General features: G+C 68.6%; 4 protein-coding genes. 2 read left to right on the forward strand and 2 right to left on the reverse strand.

The features are described from left to right. Positions 1 to 470: 470 nt before the first annotated feature. Positions 471 to 4,895, forward strand: a complete 4,425-nt coding sequence (locus D7044_RS12715) for a S8 family serine peptidase (RefSeq protein ID WP_411710981.1) — start codon at positions 471 to 473, stop codon at positions 4,893 to 4,895. A 339-nt stretch (positions 4,896 to 5,234) separates the two neighbouring features. After that, positions 5,235 to 8,420: an RNA 2'-phosphotransferase gene (locus D7044_RS12720; protein ID WP_158609982.1), complete on the forward strand. Its 3,186-nt coding sequence runs from the start codon at positions 5,235 to 5,237 to the stop codon at positions 8,418 to 8,420. 181 nt (positions 8,421 to 8,601) lie between these two features. Here the strand turns inward: D7044_RS12720 and rox are convergent, their stop codons facing one another. After that, positions 8,602 to 10,032 carry a rifampin monooxygenase gene (rox, locus tag D7044_RS12725; RefSeq protein ID WP_120688953.1) on the reverse strand — a complete coding sequence of 477 codons (1,431 nt, stop codon included), beginning with the start codon at positions 10,030 to 10,032 and terminating at the stop codon, positions 8,602 to 8,604. A gap of 471 nt (positions 10,033 to 10,503) precedes the next feature. Further along, entirely contained in the window at positions 10,504 to 15,921 is a 5,418-nt protein-coding gene (locus D7044_RS12730; RefSeq protein WP_120688954.1) for a ThuA domain-containing protein, read from the reverse strand. Positions 15,922 to 15,928 lie beyond the last annotated feature (7 nt).

Genomic DNA, 15,928 nt, shown 5'->3' on the forward strand with positions numbered 1-15,928 from the left:
TTTTTTTTTTTCAACACAACGCGGCCAGCCGAGGTGGGTGTCTCGGGCTGGGGTCCAGGCGGTTCCCCTCCCCTCCCCCCCCCCGGGCGGGGCCGGCCGCCCCCCCCCCCCCCCGGGCCCGCCGGGGGGGGGGGGGGGGGGGGGAGTCCAAGACGCGCATCGTGGGCCGAGCGCCACTGTTCGTGGATGACCGCCGGGCCCGCCCGTGGAGCTCCTGCGGCGCGACCCGCGACCCCCCGGGCGTCGCGGCCACAGACCGCCCGTCTTGCCCACGAATTGCGTACCGACTGCTCAGGTCCTGCCCAAGTCCGTTTGTTGATCATGCTCTGTCCTCACCGGACAATGATCAAATTCGTGTCGAGGCGCCGTCAGGTGCGGCGCGTTCCGCACGGGTCGGGCGAGCTCGGGAGGACCCACGAGTCCGCTCGCCGGCACCGGAAACCGATCGGTGCCGCTGAAGTGGAGGAACGTTGTCAGAAAGACGCACACGCCGGGGCAGGATCGGGCTCACGATCCGTCCGGTGATCGCCGCAGCGGCGGCTGTCATCCTCGGCCTGACCGCACAACCGACGGTCGCCGAGGCGGCACCCGCACAGGCCGCCGTGGACGGCCAGGTGCTCAAGGAGCTGTCGGCGAAGGGCAGCACGAGCTTCCTGGTCTACCTGAAGGACCAGGCGAAGCTGGACGCGACGGCGAGGCTGCGCGGCGACGCCCGCGCCACGGAGGTGCACCAGCAGCTCACCAGCACCGCCGACCGCACCCAGGCCGGGCTGCGCGGCGTCCTCACGCAGCGCAAGGCGCGGTACACCTCGTACTGGATCGCCAACGCGCTTCAGGTCGACGGCGACAAGGCCCTGCTGGACCTGATCGCCGCCCGACCCGAGGTCGCCCGGATCGACCCGGTGCGGTCGTACCCCCTGGTCGAGCCCGAGCAGGCGAAGGTCGGCACGAAGGCCGCCGCGGCGACCGAGTGGGGCGTGGCCAGCATCGAGGCGCCGCAGGTCTGGGACGAGTTCAGCGACCGCGGCGAGGGCATCGTGGTCGCCAACATCGACGGCGGTGTCCAGTACGACCACCCGGCGCTGGTCGGGAAGTACCGGGGCAACAACGGCGACGGCACCTTCTCCCACGACTACAACTGGTACGACCCGACCAACGTCTGCCAGCAGTTCGAGCCGTGCGACACCGGCGGCCACGGCACCCACACCATGGGGACCATGGTCGGTGACGGCGGCGCCGGCAACCAGATCGGTGTCGCCCCCGGAGCCACCTGGATCGCCGCGAAGGGCTGCGAGCGCGAGTGGTGCTCGGACGCCTCGCTGCTCCTCGCCGGCCAGTGGATTCTCGCGCCGACCGACCGTAACGGGCAGAACCCCCGCCCGGACCTGCGGCCGGACATCGTCAACAACTCGTGGGGCGGCGGCCAGGGCAACCTCTGGTACAAGCAGACCGTCGACGCGTGGCGCGCCGCGGGCATCTTCCCCGTCTTCTCCGCGGGCAACTCCGGTCCGGCCTGCGACACCGCGAACACCCCGGGCGACTACCCGCAGTCGTACGCGGTCGGCGGCTACAACTCGGCCAACCAGGTCTACCAGTACTCCAGTCGGGGCAGCTCGGGGGTGGACGGCGGCATCAAGCCGAACATCTCCGCGCCCGGCGAGGACGTACGGTCGAGCTGGCCCGGCGGCGGGTACGCGACGCTCAGCGGAACGTCGATGGCCGCGCCGCACGTCTCCGGGACGGTGGCGCTGCTCTGGTCCGCCGCGCCGAACCTGCACCGTGACCTCGCCGCCACCGAGAAGCTGCTCGACGAGACCGCCGTCGACGTCGACGCGACCGAGTGCGGTGGCACCGCCGCCGACAACAACGTCTTCGGCGAGGGGCGGCTCAACGCCTACCAGGCGGTGACGAAGGCGCCGCGCGGAGCCGTCGGACGGGTGACCGGCCGGGTCACCGACTCGGCCTCGGACGAGCCGCTGAGCGGCGTCCAGATCAGCTCCGGCGACACGCGGGCGGTCACCGGCGCCGGCGGCGACTACACGCTGGTGCTGCCGGTCGGCGAGCAGACGGTGACGGCCGGCGCGTACGGCTACGGAAGCCGGAGTGTCACGGTGACCGTGCCCGCGACGGGCGCCGTCACGGCGAACTTCACGCTGGACCCGCCGTCGATGGTGACCGTCTCGGGTCGGGTGACCGACGGGTCCGGTCACGGCTGGCCGCTCTACGCAAACATCACGGTGGCCGGTCGTCCCGGCGGCCCGATCTTCACCGACCCGATCACCGGCAGGTACTCCTTCACGGTGCCAGCCGACAGCACCTACACCGTGGAGACCACCGCGCGCTACCCCGGGTACCGGAAGGACACCCGCAGCGTGCAGGTGGCCGACGCGGCGAAGACCGTCAACATCAAGGTCCCGGTCGACCACGGCTGCACCGCCGGCGGCTACTCCGACGCCTTCTCCGGCCCGCTGTTCGGGACGGAGACGTTCGACGGCGACGCCGTGCCGCAGGGCTGGTCGGTGGTCAACCGGACGCAGTTCCCGGGGTGGACCTTCAACGACCCGGGACGCCGGGGCAACCAGACCGGCGGCAGCGGCAACTTCGCGATCGTCGACAGCATCTCCCAGGGGCTCGACGCGCGGCAGGACACCGACCTGATCTCCCCCGCCTTCGACCTGCGAACCGCCCGGGCGCCGTACCTGCGCTTCAACAGTGACCTCTACGCGACGGCGGGCGATGACGTCGGCGACATCGACGTCACCACCGACGGCGGCAAGACCTGGACCAACGTCTGGCACGGGGACGACTGGCGACGCGGCCCGACCCAGGAGCTGGTCCCGCTCGAACCGGCCGCCGGCAAGGCCAACGTTCAGGTGCGGTTCCGCTACCGCGCGAACTTCGGCTGGTGGTGGGCGGTCGACAACGTCGAGCTGATCGACCGGTCCTGCACCCCGACCCCCGCCGCCCTCGTCGCCGGTTTCGTCACCGACAAGAACACCGGGGAGGGCCTCGACGGCGTCACCGTCGTCAGCCCGGACGCACCGGCGGAGCAGACGCAGACCGAGGCGACGCCGGAGGACCCGAACATCTCCGACGGGTTCTACTGGTTCCTCTCCACGCTGACCGGCACCCACCCGTTGCGGGCGAGTCAGCGGCCGTACCAGCCGCTGGCCAAGGACGTCGAGGTCACCGCGGACCGGCTGAACAAGGCGAACTTCGCCCTCACGGCGGGTCGGCTCACCGTGAGCCAGACGAACATCGAGCTGAACCAGCCATACGGTGCCACCCGCAGCACCACGGTGACGCTCAAGAACACCGGCAGCGCCCCGGTGACGGTCGAGACGCTGGCCCGAGCGGGCCAGTTCGAGGTGCTCGGCCGCAAGGGGGCGCCGCTGGCGCAACGGCAGGTCCCCACCGCCAGCAAGGCCATGAACGGGATCGCGGCCGGCCACGACGCCAAGGCCGCGGCCACCGCGTCCGCGACAGCGGCGGGTGATCTGGCCTGGAGTCGAATCGCCAGCGCTCCGGCCCAGGTCTACGACAACGCCGCCGTCACCATCGGCGGCAAGGTCTACTCCGTCGGTGGTGGTGCCGGCACCGGCACCGAGCGTTCGACCTGGGTCTACGACCCGGCGACGAACCTCTGGACCGGCCTGCCGCTGATGCCCCGGGGCCGCAGCGCGCCCTCGGCCGTGGCGGTGGACGGCAAGATCTACGTCCTCGGCGGATGGAACGCCAGCGGCGCGCCGGTGCCCACGGTGGACGTGTTCGATCCGGCGACGAACAACTGGAGCACCCTCGTCGGGGTCTCCAACCCGGCGCCCCGCGCGGCGGCCGGCACCGCACTCGTCGACGGCCGGATCGTCGTCGTGGGCGGTTGCGCGGACGGCAACTGCGCGGGCACCAGGAACGTCGTCGTCTTCGACCCACACACCCGTACGTTCACCACCGGGGCCGACTACCCGCTGCCGGTGGCGTACCTGCCGTGCGGTGGTGTCGGCGGCGGCATCTACTGCGCCGGTGGGATCGACACGATGCCGTACCGCGACACCTACGGCTACGACCTGGCGGCCGACGCGTGGACCCGCCTGCCCGACCTGCCGATCGGCCTGTGGGGTTCACCGAACACCGTCGCCGGTGGCCTGCTGATCCTCGCGGGCGGGATGTCCGAGAACTCCACGGTCACCAACCGCACGGTGGCGTACGACCCGACCACCAGAGCGTGGCGGGACCTGCCGAACACCCAGGTCGCCGTCTACCGCGGCGCGATGGCGTGCGGGGTCTACAAGATCGGAGGCGGTAGTGACCTGGTGACCGCCGAGTCCGAGCGGTTGAGCGGTCTCGGCGACTGTGGCGCGAGCGGTGTGCCGTGGCTCGACGTCACGCCCGGTGATCTCACCCTGGCTCCGGGCGCCTCGAAGAAGGTCACCGTCACGGTGACCGCGACCCCCGGCACGGGTATCGGGCAGCCCGGCACCTACCGGGCGGAGTTCGGGTTCACCACCGACACCCCGTACCCGGTGCCGGCGGTCGAGGTCGAGGCCGGGGTCGCCGCCCCCGCCGACTGGGGCAAGATCCAGGGCAGGGTGAGCGGTCGCAGCTGCGACGGAAGCGTGTCCGGCGTCGGGGCGACGGTACGCCTCGATCTCGTGGGCAGCGGCGGCAGGACGGGCTACACCGTCGTCGCCGACGCCGACGGCCGGTACGTCTACTGGCTGCCGGCCGGGAAGTACCAGGTCACCGTCGCCAAGGACGGGTGGACGCCGAAGGTGAAGCGGCAGACGGTGAGCGAAGGGGTGACGTCGACGTACGACGTCGTCCTCGATGCGGTCTCGGCCTGCCGGACGGGGTCGACGCCGGCGGGACGCCTGCACGGCGTGTTCCGGCGGATATGAGACAGCGGTGGCCGCCGGACCTCGATCCGGTCCGGCGGCCACCGGCTGTTGGCAGCGCCAGATCGCCGTTCGTACTGGCGATTCTCGGTCCACGCGGCACGGTCAACCGCCAACGGTGAGCTGCGCATCGACCGCAATCGTCTCATTACCGCGAATACCGTGACGAAACCCCGGCCGACGGACGCCCTTGATTGCGCGAGCTGAGGCTAAGAGCTGGCCAACATCACCCGGTACGAAGCGTCTGCGGCTACTTGACCACGCACCGCCCACAGTAGTCCGAGGATGAACTCCGACTTCGGGAGCCCACACAACCCAAAGTCCATCTTGTACGGTGTCGACATGGATAGTCGCGCGCAGGTCCCCTCTCCAGGCGATATCGCTAGAAGAATCCGCCAGCGTACCGCCAACTCGCCGGGCAGCTCTGCAACGACTTTCCATCATCTGCAGGACGTAGTGCGGCGCCCGGCAATCATGAATCCCGTGGAAACGGCCACGTCACTCGCCGACGAAGCTAAGGACCTGGAGTGGATCATAGATCAACTCGGGCTGAAATCGTTGTCCGAGGCCCTCATCGACTGTTTCAGGCGAGATGAGGCGAGTCCGCTGGCGGCCCTGCTCAGCGCCGACGCCTCTGCGTCCGAAGTGGTTGGCCTCTGGGAACAGCATCTGAACAGCGGCCGCATGAGCGTGCTGGAGATGCTGGCGTTCGAACGCTGGTTCTCGTTGCACCCCAGCGCGATCGCAATGGATCTGCCGGGCGGCATGCAGTTCGAGAAGACGCTCCACGTCTGCCGCCAGCACGTAGGGCTCGCTCTGTATGAACATGCTCGGGATGTGAATTGGCGGCGCCCGTTCGTATTTACGAGAACGCTCGCTCTGGCGCGAGAGTACCTTCAACGAGTGGTCGCAGAGGCTCATCTCACCAACGAGCGCACACGCAACCAGTTCCTCGGCAAGACCGCCGTGGCAACGGTTCTCATTTCACGCTTCGAAGACTGTCAAGAGGAGACGCTCCGCGAAGCGATCGAACTCCTCAAAATTTCGATAAGTTCGGGAAATCCTCCACAGGATGCGACGCCGTACCTCCTGGAGGGAGTGATTCGCCTCTACGATCTCACTGGTGATGTCAACCTACTCCTTGACGTGAAGGACACAAGCCAGGTAGATCCGGCCTACCAACCGCGCGTCGCCCACTTCCTAAATATGGCCGAGATTTGGCTGCGCCTTGCAGAAAGAGCAAGATCACATGGCGTAATACAGGTCTGCCTCGAACGAGCCGACCTAAACCTAGAGCAAGCCGGCGAGTCACATCCGACGGAATCCACGGACCGAGTCCGTCAGGCAATTCTGTCGACTTTCCTCGAAGCACTAAGGGATTCCGGTTGGCAGCGGCATCCCAGCGTGACGATTCGCTATCTGCGAACGCCGTTCGGGCTTGCCGAGCACGCTCGTGACCACCTTCTCCTCGAGGGAAACGACGCCGGGTTACACATGGTCGATCGACTGATTGCAGAGCTGACCACCCTGATGGATTCAATCCGAGGCGAGCCCATTTGCAGACGAGTGCTCGCCGATCTGCTGAGTGCCGTGTCCGTATCCTCCGCCGTTCCGTCCGACCGAAGAATATCGGCATTGCGGGAGGCGATCAGAATCAGGTACGGGAACAACTCGCCATTGACCGATGAGGCAAGCCGGATACGCCAGGGCGACGATCTGATTCGCCTGGGCGCGCTGACCGGCGACCAGAAAGTGAGAAGAGACGGCGTCCTGCAGTTGTTGAGGGAGGTATCTGCCGACACCAGTTCGTGCAATCCGCTCGTGATCCTCGGGAGGGACATCGAAACCAACGGCCCCATTCTCGAGTCCGAACTGAAAGATATCGAACGCCACCTCGAGGGGCAGCCGGGCTACCGGTTGTCGCTCCGGGCGATCGCAAGCGGCGACAGCACGTCCCTCTACCGATCGGCTGCGGCGCGCGCGATCAGAAGTCCCGATGTACGCCATCGCCATCTCGGGGGCCGCAGCAATGCTCTGACAGTCGAAGACCACCTCGGCCTGTCGACCGACACGTTTGTTTTTAAGCGGACAAGGTTTCGAAGCTGCCAACTCGAGCTACGCCGAGCAGAACTAATCGAAGAGACATTAAGGCGCGACGCCCTTGGAGATCGTTATGGCTTGGTGGACCACATTGCGGTCTTGGAAGAGGAGCTTCCCGCCCTGGAGAACGATCTGCGGTCCGTCATGACCGTACGGCGATTTGCTCGCGGCTCCTCACTCGCCAACATTGGGTCGGAGGAACCCTCACTTGCAATAGCACGGCTCACGTCTACTGCTCGATACCTCGCACATATTCATGCGATCGAGCGCAAGGTGGACGATACTCCGAGCGGCATGCGAAAGGAGCTGAAGACAAAAGAGGTGGGACGATGGCTCAAAGTCATCGTCGACAAGCCAGGCGATCGTTCGCAATTTGACCGCTGGTGGGACCTGGTCCGGGCGCTGCCGTCGTTTCCCCGACGCGACGCCCACGCGTTCAACTGGATCGTGACGGACGAAGAGCAGATTCTCGCGGTAGATTTGGAGGCGGTCGGATGGCGGCCCGTCGGATACGAATTGGCGCAACTTACCGACGACGTCCCAATTCTGCCGTGCACACGCACTGGCTGGACACAACGACTCGCGATCTTGGCCGCCTACGGCGAAACGCTCACCCAGCGCCAGATGAATGTCGGTGACGCCGACCTGCTTCAGGGCTACATCGCAGGACTTACAGCACGTGCCATCCGAGCCCTGTCGGATCCCTCCGGCAGCCACGGACTTCGACTCCACGGCCATAATCTGCTGCGGTTGATCGAGATGACGGCCGATCTGGAACCCGCACGTGACCTCGCCAGGGACATCAATCTTCTGTGGGCCCGACGACTGGGCGCACCAGCAGGGCTGACCATTCCCGATCTGGCTGATGCCCGACGAAAGCATATTAGCCGGGCCCTCGCCTTCCACCTCCGCCACAACCCTACGATCCCGAGGGACCGGGCGGGTTGGGCTCCGGTCGAGACGCTGACCAGTCAATTGCGGTCCGACGGCCTGCGGGTGTCCACCATCGACGTTTTGGCGGTTGCCGGAGCCATCGACGAGACCCGTTTTGAAAGCTCGGAGACGCATGTTCGTGCAATGTATGGCCATTCGGTGCACGTCGACATTTCTTATACGTCATCGGCGGAGAGGCCACAATTGTTCCACGCGACATCCATGCGGGCTCTCAACCAGATCTTTCAGGGCCAAGGCGGGCTGCGTCCGATGTCCAGACAGTGGGTCCACCTCTCCACCGAGTGGCGGAAGGCATTGCAAGCCGGAGGACGCAAAGGAAGCCCGATCCTCTTGGGCCTAGCCTCGGCCGAGCAGAGTGCCGCCACCTTCCACCATGCCGGGGGCTCCACATGGCTCGCGGAAGAGATCTCAGCGCCGCTGCTCACGATAATTCCGATCTTCGGAGTCTTCGAGTGGAGACTGACCAACAGATGATTTTCGTCCCCATCCGTGATTAAGCTCGACACCGCAGTCGACCTGTTGCGGACTCGCCAGTCGCTCCCTCGGCTGATGTGCGAATGGCGACTGACTCCCTCATATGTTCAAGTTTCAGGCACAGGGCCGGTGCGCGGCACGCACCGGCCCGCCCACGCCTGGTCAAACCGCAACTGTGAACTCAGTCGGCGGCCGCGCCGAACCACTTCGGCAGTTGGGTGAGCAGCTCCTGCTGGTCGTCGCCGGCCCAGGCCACATGCCCGTCCGGGCGCAGCAGCACGGCCGGCACGTCCAGCTCCTCGCTGACGTCGACGACATGGTCGACCCGGTCGGCCCAGCCCGCGACCGAGAGCCCGCCGGTCTGGTCGAGCAGCAGGCCACGGCCGCCGTGGGTCAGCTCGTAGAGCCGCCCCCGCTTCAGTCCCACGTCCCGCATCCGTCGGCCGAGCAGCTCATGCCCCTCGCCGAAGTCGTAGCGGACCGCCATCGCGGTGATCTTCTCGATGAGATAGCGGTTGACCTCCTCGAACTCCATCAGCTCCGACAGCAGCCGGCGTACCGCCTGGGGGCCGGGTTCGGTGGAGAGCAGCTGCATCTGCGCGCGGGTGTTGTCCAGCACGTCGGCGGCGACCGGGTGCCGCTCGGTGTGGTAGCTGTCCAGCAGCCCCGCCGGCGCCCAGCCGTGGACCTCGGCGGCCAGCTTCCAGCCGAGGTTGAAGGCGTCCTGGATGCCGAGGTTGAGGCCCTGACCGCCGGTCGGCGGGTGGATGTGCGCCGCGTCGCCGGCCAGCAGCACCCGGCCGCCCCGGTAGCGCTCGGCCAGCCGGGTGGCGTCGCCGAAGCGCGACAGCCAGCGCGGCGAGTGCACACCGAAGTCGGTGCCGGCCACCGCCTGCAGCTGCTGCTTGAACTCGTCGAGCGTCGGCGGGACCGCGCGCTCCCCGGTCACCCCGGCGGCGGGAACGATGACGCGGTACACCCCGTCTGCGCCGAGCGGCCCGAGACCGAACCGTTTCTGCGTCTCGCGGACCTCGGCGACCACGGCGGCCACCGTCTCCGGCGGTACGGCCACCTCCATCTCACCCAGCAGCGTCTCGACCCGGGTGGGCTCGCCGGGGAAGCCGACGCCGAGCAGCTTGCGCACCGTGCTGCGGCCGCCGTCGCAGCCGACGAGGTACCGGGCGCTCAGCTGGGTGCCGTCGGCCAGCTCGGCGGTCACCCCGTCGTCGTCCTGGCGGAGGCCGACCAGCTCGCAGCCGCGCCGGATCTCGGTACCGAGCTCGGCGGCGTGCTCCTCCAGCAGGCGATCGATGATGGTCTGCGGGATGCCGAGGACATACGGGTGTGCGGTGTCCAGCCGGCCGGGCCAGGGCTTGACGATGCCGGCGAAGAAGCCCCCCACCGCGTACTGCTTGCCGTGCGCGAGGAACCGCTGCAGCAGACCGCGCTGGTCCATCACCTCGATGCTGCGTACGTGCAGACCGAGCGCGCGGACGAACGGCGTCGGCTCCTCGTCCTTCTCCAGCACGAGCACGTGCACGCCGTGCAGCCGCAGCTCGGCGGCGAGCATCAAGCCGGTCGGTCCGCCGCCGGCGATGATCACGTCAATCACGAATGCCCCCATACTCGTCGGCCCGCCGCCGCGCGCGGTTCGCGCGAAAGCGCACCTACTCCGCGAGTACCTGATTTCCGCAGGTACCCGGCTACGGCCGACGATTCTGCGCCACCACCCGGGTCTTGCCGCAAGACCCCCTATGTGGTATATGTTTATCTTGGCAGGGAGTAGCAGACTCCTTGCCATTGTTTTTGTCTCGCTCCGGGCGGCAGATCTCCCCGTAGAGCACTCACCGGTCAGGGGTCTCCCCCACAGCGACGCGCTATCGGGCGCTCCCCATCAACGCGTCGTTCGTCCGCGAACGCACCGGGACACCTCGGCACCCGGCAGGACGTGCGCTGCCTCGGGGTGATCAGCGTGTTGGCCGGCAGATCAAGGGTCGCCCGGTGGAGGACCGGGTGCCGGAGCACGCGTGGCGTGCTCCGGCACCGGTCGGGAGCCGGCCGGCACCGGCTCGCCGTCATCACCTCACAGGTGGGCCCTCAGATAGGCGCCGGCCGCGACGAGCTGGGCCCGCGCCTGCGCGTCCGGAACGGTGTCGGCGAAGGCCGTGAACCGGTCGAGCGCGGCCCGGGCCTGGGCCTTCAGCCCGGCCTTGGCCATCGCCTCGGCGACCTTGAGCTGCGTCGTCAGGAGGATCGCGCGAGCCGGCGGGACCGACCCCTCCTTCCGGTAGCGCTCCAGCAGCGTCCGGGTGTTGGTGAACGTCGCCACCACCTCGAACGACGCCGTCGACTCGACCACGTTGCCGGCCTTGTCGGTGGCGACCGCGGTCACCCGGTGGGTGCCCGCCGTCGGCGCGACCGCCCCGCTGACCGGCTTGCCGTCCAGCGTCACGACCACCGACGCGACGCCCGACGCCGGGTCCACCGCCGACGCCGTGATCGGCAACGCCTTGCCCAGCTGGTAGGAGCCGCCATCCTTGATCCCGCCGAACTTCACGGTCGGGTCCGTGGCGTCGACCCGCAGCGACACGGCCGCCTCCGTCGAGACGTTGCCGGCCTCGTCGACGGACCGGAAGCGCAGTTCGCGGCTGCCGTCTCCGGTCACCGCCACCGGCTCGCGGTAGTCGGTCCACTCGCCGTCGCCGACCCGGTAGGAGATCCGCACCGGGCCACCGCTGTCGTCGGCCCCGGTGGCGGTCACCGTGATCGGCGAGACATACCAGCCGTTGTCGCCGTTCGGCGCCGCCGGGTCGACCGTCACCGACACGGTCGGCGGGGTCAGGTCGACCACCCGGAAGTAGTCGAACGCCACCGTCACCGGCGACACCTGCTCCGGGCCGAGCGCCATCAGACCGAACGACGTCATCGCGGCGTCGTTGGTCACCGGCTCCCCGAGCGAGGTCCAGTTGACCCCACCGTCGCTGATCTCGGCCGAGTAGGTGTTCCCGGTCCGCTTCAGCCGCAGGTCGTACCAGCCGCTCTCGGTCGTCTCCGCGACGTCGACGGACCGGTTGCCGCCGTTGCCGAACTGACCGTTGCGCTCCGACACCAGCTCGGCGCGCAGGTCGGTCGGTGAGCCGTTGGGGTTCGTGGCCACCACGTCGAACTTCACGTAGTTGTTGTCGTCGGCGTACACCAGGAACCCGGCCAGCTGCCAGCGGTGCAGCATCGTCGGTGTCAGCCGGGTCTGGATCGTCCAGTCCCCGTCCGGCAGGTCCTGGAGGATGAAGTTGCGCGGGGACGCGGGGTTGTCGCCGTTGATGTCGCCCGGTTGCGTCTCGATGCGCAGCTGCCCGCCGTTCATCGCGACCTTCGACGAGTCGTAGCGCACCACCGAGTCCCACCGGCAGCCGTCGAGCGTGTCGCCGGTGAACTCGTCGCTCGGCGCGCGCTCACCGCCGTCGGTCGGGTCGCAGCCCGGTCCCGGATCGGGATCGGGGTCCGGCCCGGGGTGGATGGCCTCGTTCACCAGGTTGAACCCGGAGAACTCCACCTCGCTCGTGGCCGACGTGCTGTGCGCGGTCACCGCGAGGCCGATGTCCTGCGGGGTCGCCGCGCCGGTGAGCGTCACCGGATCGCCGACCCGGGTGAAGGTCACGCCGTCCTTGCTCCAGTACCCGTAGTACTGGTTGCCGTCGCGCACGACCCGCACCCACGACGGGTAGCTGGTCGTGCTGGCGCCGGTGCTGGCGTCGAGCTGCCCGTTGCCGTCGGTGTCGCGCAGCCACTCGAATCCGAGGCCGGCCCGCAGCGTCATCGCCGCGTACCCGGCCGACACGCCGGGTTGGGTGATGTCGTTGCGGACGATGATTCCGGCCTTGGCGGACGAGTTGGAGTTGCCCTGCCGCTCGATCTTCACCGTGGCGGTCCACTCGTTGCCGGCGGCGGCCGGAAGGTACACCGAGCCGTACTGGTCGGTGCCCTGCCACATGTTCGCGCCGCCGGAGTTGATCACCCAGGTGTCGGTGTCCGGCCGGTCGAACGTGGCGTTGGTGTTGGTGAAGCTCTGCCAGTCGCCGTAGAGGTCACCGACCTCCACCTCGACGATGCGGGAGGTGGTGCTGGTGCCCTTGTCGTTGGTGGCGACGGCGGTCAGCTGGTAGCGCTGCTGGGTCGTGGCGTTCCACGTCACCGCGTACGGGGCCGTGGTGTCGGTGCCGATCGAGGTGTCGCCGGCGAAGAACTCCACCTTGGTGATCGTGTTCTCCGCGTCGCTCGCATCGGCGGTGACCTGGATCGGGCCCGGCTGCAGGTCGTCGTCCGGGGTCGGGGCGGTCACCGCGACCTTCGGCTTGCTCGTCGGTGAGACGCCCTTGCCGTCGGCCTCGATGAAGTTCAGCCGCCGCTCCCCGGCGCCGGGGAAGACCGCGTACAGGGTGAAGGTCTCCCCCGGGTCGGTGACGTCGACCGGTACGTCCACGTACCGGCCGGCCGGCGTCGCCGGGACCTGAGCGGTGCCCAGCAGAGCGCCGTCCGGGGCACCGCGGCGCAGCTCGACGGTGCCCGCGCTGGCGGCGCCGACCCGCAGGATCAGCCTGTCCACACCGCGCAGGTGCACCGGGTCGTACGACGCCCATCCGCCGTTCTGCCCGGTGATGGCGTTGGCGTGCCCCTCCACGTCCCGCGCCGGCACCACAGTGACGCCGTGCGAGGCGTCGAAGAACTCCGCCTCCCGCTGCTTCGGGAAGAGCAGGGTGGTGTCCGAGCCGGTGAGCGCGGGAATGCCGCCCGCGCCGCCGGAGTCGGTGTAGCGGCCGTCCAGGGCGTAGAAGACGTTCATGTCGTCGCTGTGCCCGCCGCCCAGCGACGTGGCCACCGTGCCGGTCCGCCCGTGCAGCGGGTCGGCCGGGTGGGCGTGCTCGTCGTGGCCGAGCGCCGGTTGGATCACCACGTCGGCGTCGTCGATCTGGGTGTCCTCGGCGTCGGTGACCGACAGGTTCCAGCTGATCTCGTCACCGAAGTCGAAGAACCCGCCGTTGGGTGGCAGCTCGAAGCGCACCTCGGGCCGCTTGTTGCCGACCGTGATCGGCACGGTGGTGGTGCCGGTCTTACCGTGCGGGTCGGTCACCGTGAGCCGGGCGTCGTAGACGCCGTTGTCGGTGTACGTGTGGGTCGGCGCCCGGTCGGTCGAGTCGACACTGCCGTTGCCGTCGAAGTCCCACGCGTAGCTGAGCTGCTCGCCCTCCGGGTCGGACGACGGCGCGCCGTCGAACCGCACCTCGAGGGGCGCGTGCCCGGAGTCGGGTGCGGCGGTGGCCTTCGCCTCCGGCGAGCGCGAGCCGGAGATGTAGTCGACGCGGTACAAGCCCGAGTTCGGGTTGTCCCGGCCGAAGCCGCCGCCCCAGTCGAGCACGTAGAGAGAGCCCTCCGCGCCGAACTTCGAGTCGATCGGGGCGAGGAACTGCTCCTGCGGCAGGAACGGGTTGACCTTCTCCACGTTCCCGTCGCCGTCGGGGATGATCGAGTACATCTTGTTGCGGGACCACTCGTAGAAGAACGGCTTGCCGTCGTAGTAGGCCGGGAACTTGGTGTCCGACTCCAGGTCCGCGTCGTACTGGTAGAACGGTCCGCCCATCGGCGCGAGGCCGCCGCCCTGCGGAATGACCTCCGGCACCGAGGAGCGCTTGTAGCCGTACCACATCTTCGCCGGCTTGGCCGCCGGCAGCTGGGTGAGGCCGGTGTTGCGGATCGAGTCGTTCACCGGGTTGGCGCAGTCGAAGTAGGCGCCGACGGTCACCGGGCTGGTCCGGTAGTCGACGTCCCGGAACGGTTCGTTGTCGCCCATGCAGAGCGGCCAGCCGTAGAAGCCGGGCTCGCTGATCAGATTCCACTCGGCGATGCCGGCCGGGCCGCGGTCGGGGTTGTCGTTGCCGTTGTCCGGCGAGTAGTCGGCCATGCCCAGCGCGCCGGTCTTCGGGTCGATGGAGAACCGGAACGGGTTGCGGAAGCCCATCGCGTAGATCTCCGGGCGGGTCTTGGCGGTGCCCGGCGGGAAGAGGTTCCCCTCCGGGACGGTGTACGTGCCGTCCGACTCCGGGTGGATCCGCAGGATCTTGCCGCGTAGGTCGTTCGTGTTGGCCGAGGTGGCCCGCGCGTCGTGGAAGGTGTTGTCGCGTTCCGACAGTGGTGCGTAGCCGCCGGACGGCTCGGAGTGCGGGTTCACGTCGTCGCCCACCCCGAGGTACAGGTCTCCGTTCAGGCCAAAGGCCAGCCCACCACCGGTGTGTCCCGGCTCGTCGGGCAGCCGCCGGGCGGGCACTTCCAGCAGCACCTTCTCGCTGGCCCGGTCGATCTGCGAGCCCTCGCCGACGGTCAGCCGGGAGAGCCGGTTGACGAAGTTGTCGGGGTTCGTGTCGTCACCGCTGGCCGGGGAGTAGTAGATGTAGAGGTGGCCGTTGGTGGCGAAGGCCGGGTCGAGGGCGATGCCCAGGAGGCCGTCCTCACCGCCGGAGTAGACCGGGATGCTGATCGCGGTCGACGTGGTCTGGGTGCGCGGGTCGTACACCCGGATCTCGCCGCGGACCAGCTCGGTGTAGAAGACCCGGCCGTCGGGGGCGACGTCCATCGCGTACGGCGCGCTGGTGTTCTGGTCCAGCGGCACGCGCTCGAACTTGTCCCACGTGGTCCCGCCGCAGTCACCCTGGGCCAGGCCGGCCGCCCACTTGACGCCGCCGACCATGTGCTGCACGAGCTGCGGCTCACCGGTGTAGTGGGCGCCGAAGTGGCCCATGCCGGTCATCCAGGCGCGGCCGCCGTCGTACGGCTTGCACCAGGAGATCGGGTGGTCGTAGCCCATGGCGTTGCCGCCCGGGTCGTACGTCGTCTCGTCCATGGTGGCGAGCACGTGCGCGTCGCCGCGGACGTTGAGCGCGTAGTTGTACCACTCGTCGGCCCGGTTCCACCGCTGCGGCAGGTGGCTGGTCGACGGGTGGGCGTGGTCCTCGACGCGGACGGTGCCCGGCAGGCCGGGGCTGCTGCCCGTCGCGGCGTGGCCGGGCATCAGCGAGCCGATCATGTTGTCCCACCACGCGTAGTTCCCGCGCATGTCGGTCGCGTTGTGGATGGCGACGATGCCGTGGCCGGCCTGCATGTAGCGCTCCATGGCGGCCTTCTCGTCGGCGGTCCACGGATCGCCGGAGGCCTGGAACATCACCAGGGCGTCGAAGTGGGCGAGGTCCTCGTCGTTGAAGATCGACGAGTCCTCGGTGTGTTCCGAGGTGATCCCGGCGTCGGCGAAGGCGGCCTGCAGCACGGGTACGCCCTGCTCGATCGCCTCGGCGTGCCGGTACTGGGTGGTCTTGGTGAAGATCAGCACGTGGGCGTCGCCGTGTGCGCCCGGGTGTGCGGCTGCTGGCGCCGTGCTGAGCATGGAGATCGCGAGCGCGGCGGCGACCGGCATCGCGAGCAATCGTCCCCACCGGGGACGCCAGTTCACGTTCATGGGGTGG

Source organism: Micromonospora musae (assembly GCF_003626635.1).
Taxonomy (GTDB): Bacteria; Actinomycetota; Actinomycetes; order Mycobacteriales; family Micromonosporaceae; genus Micromonospora; species Micromonospora musae.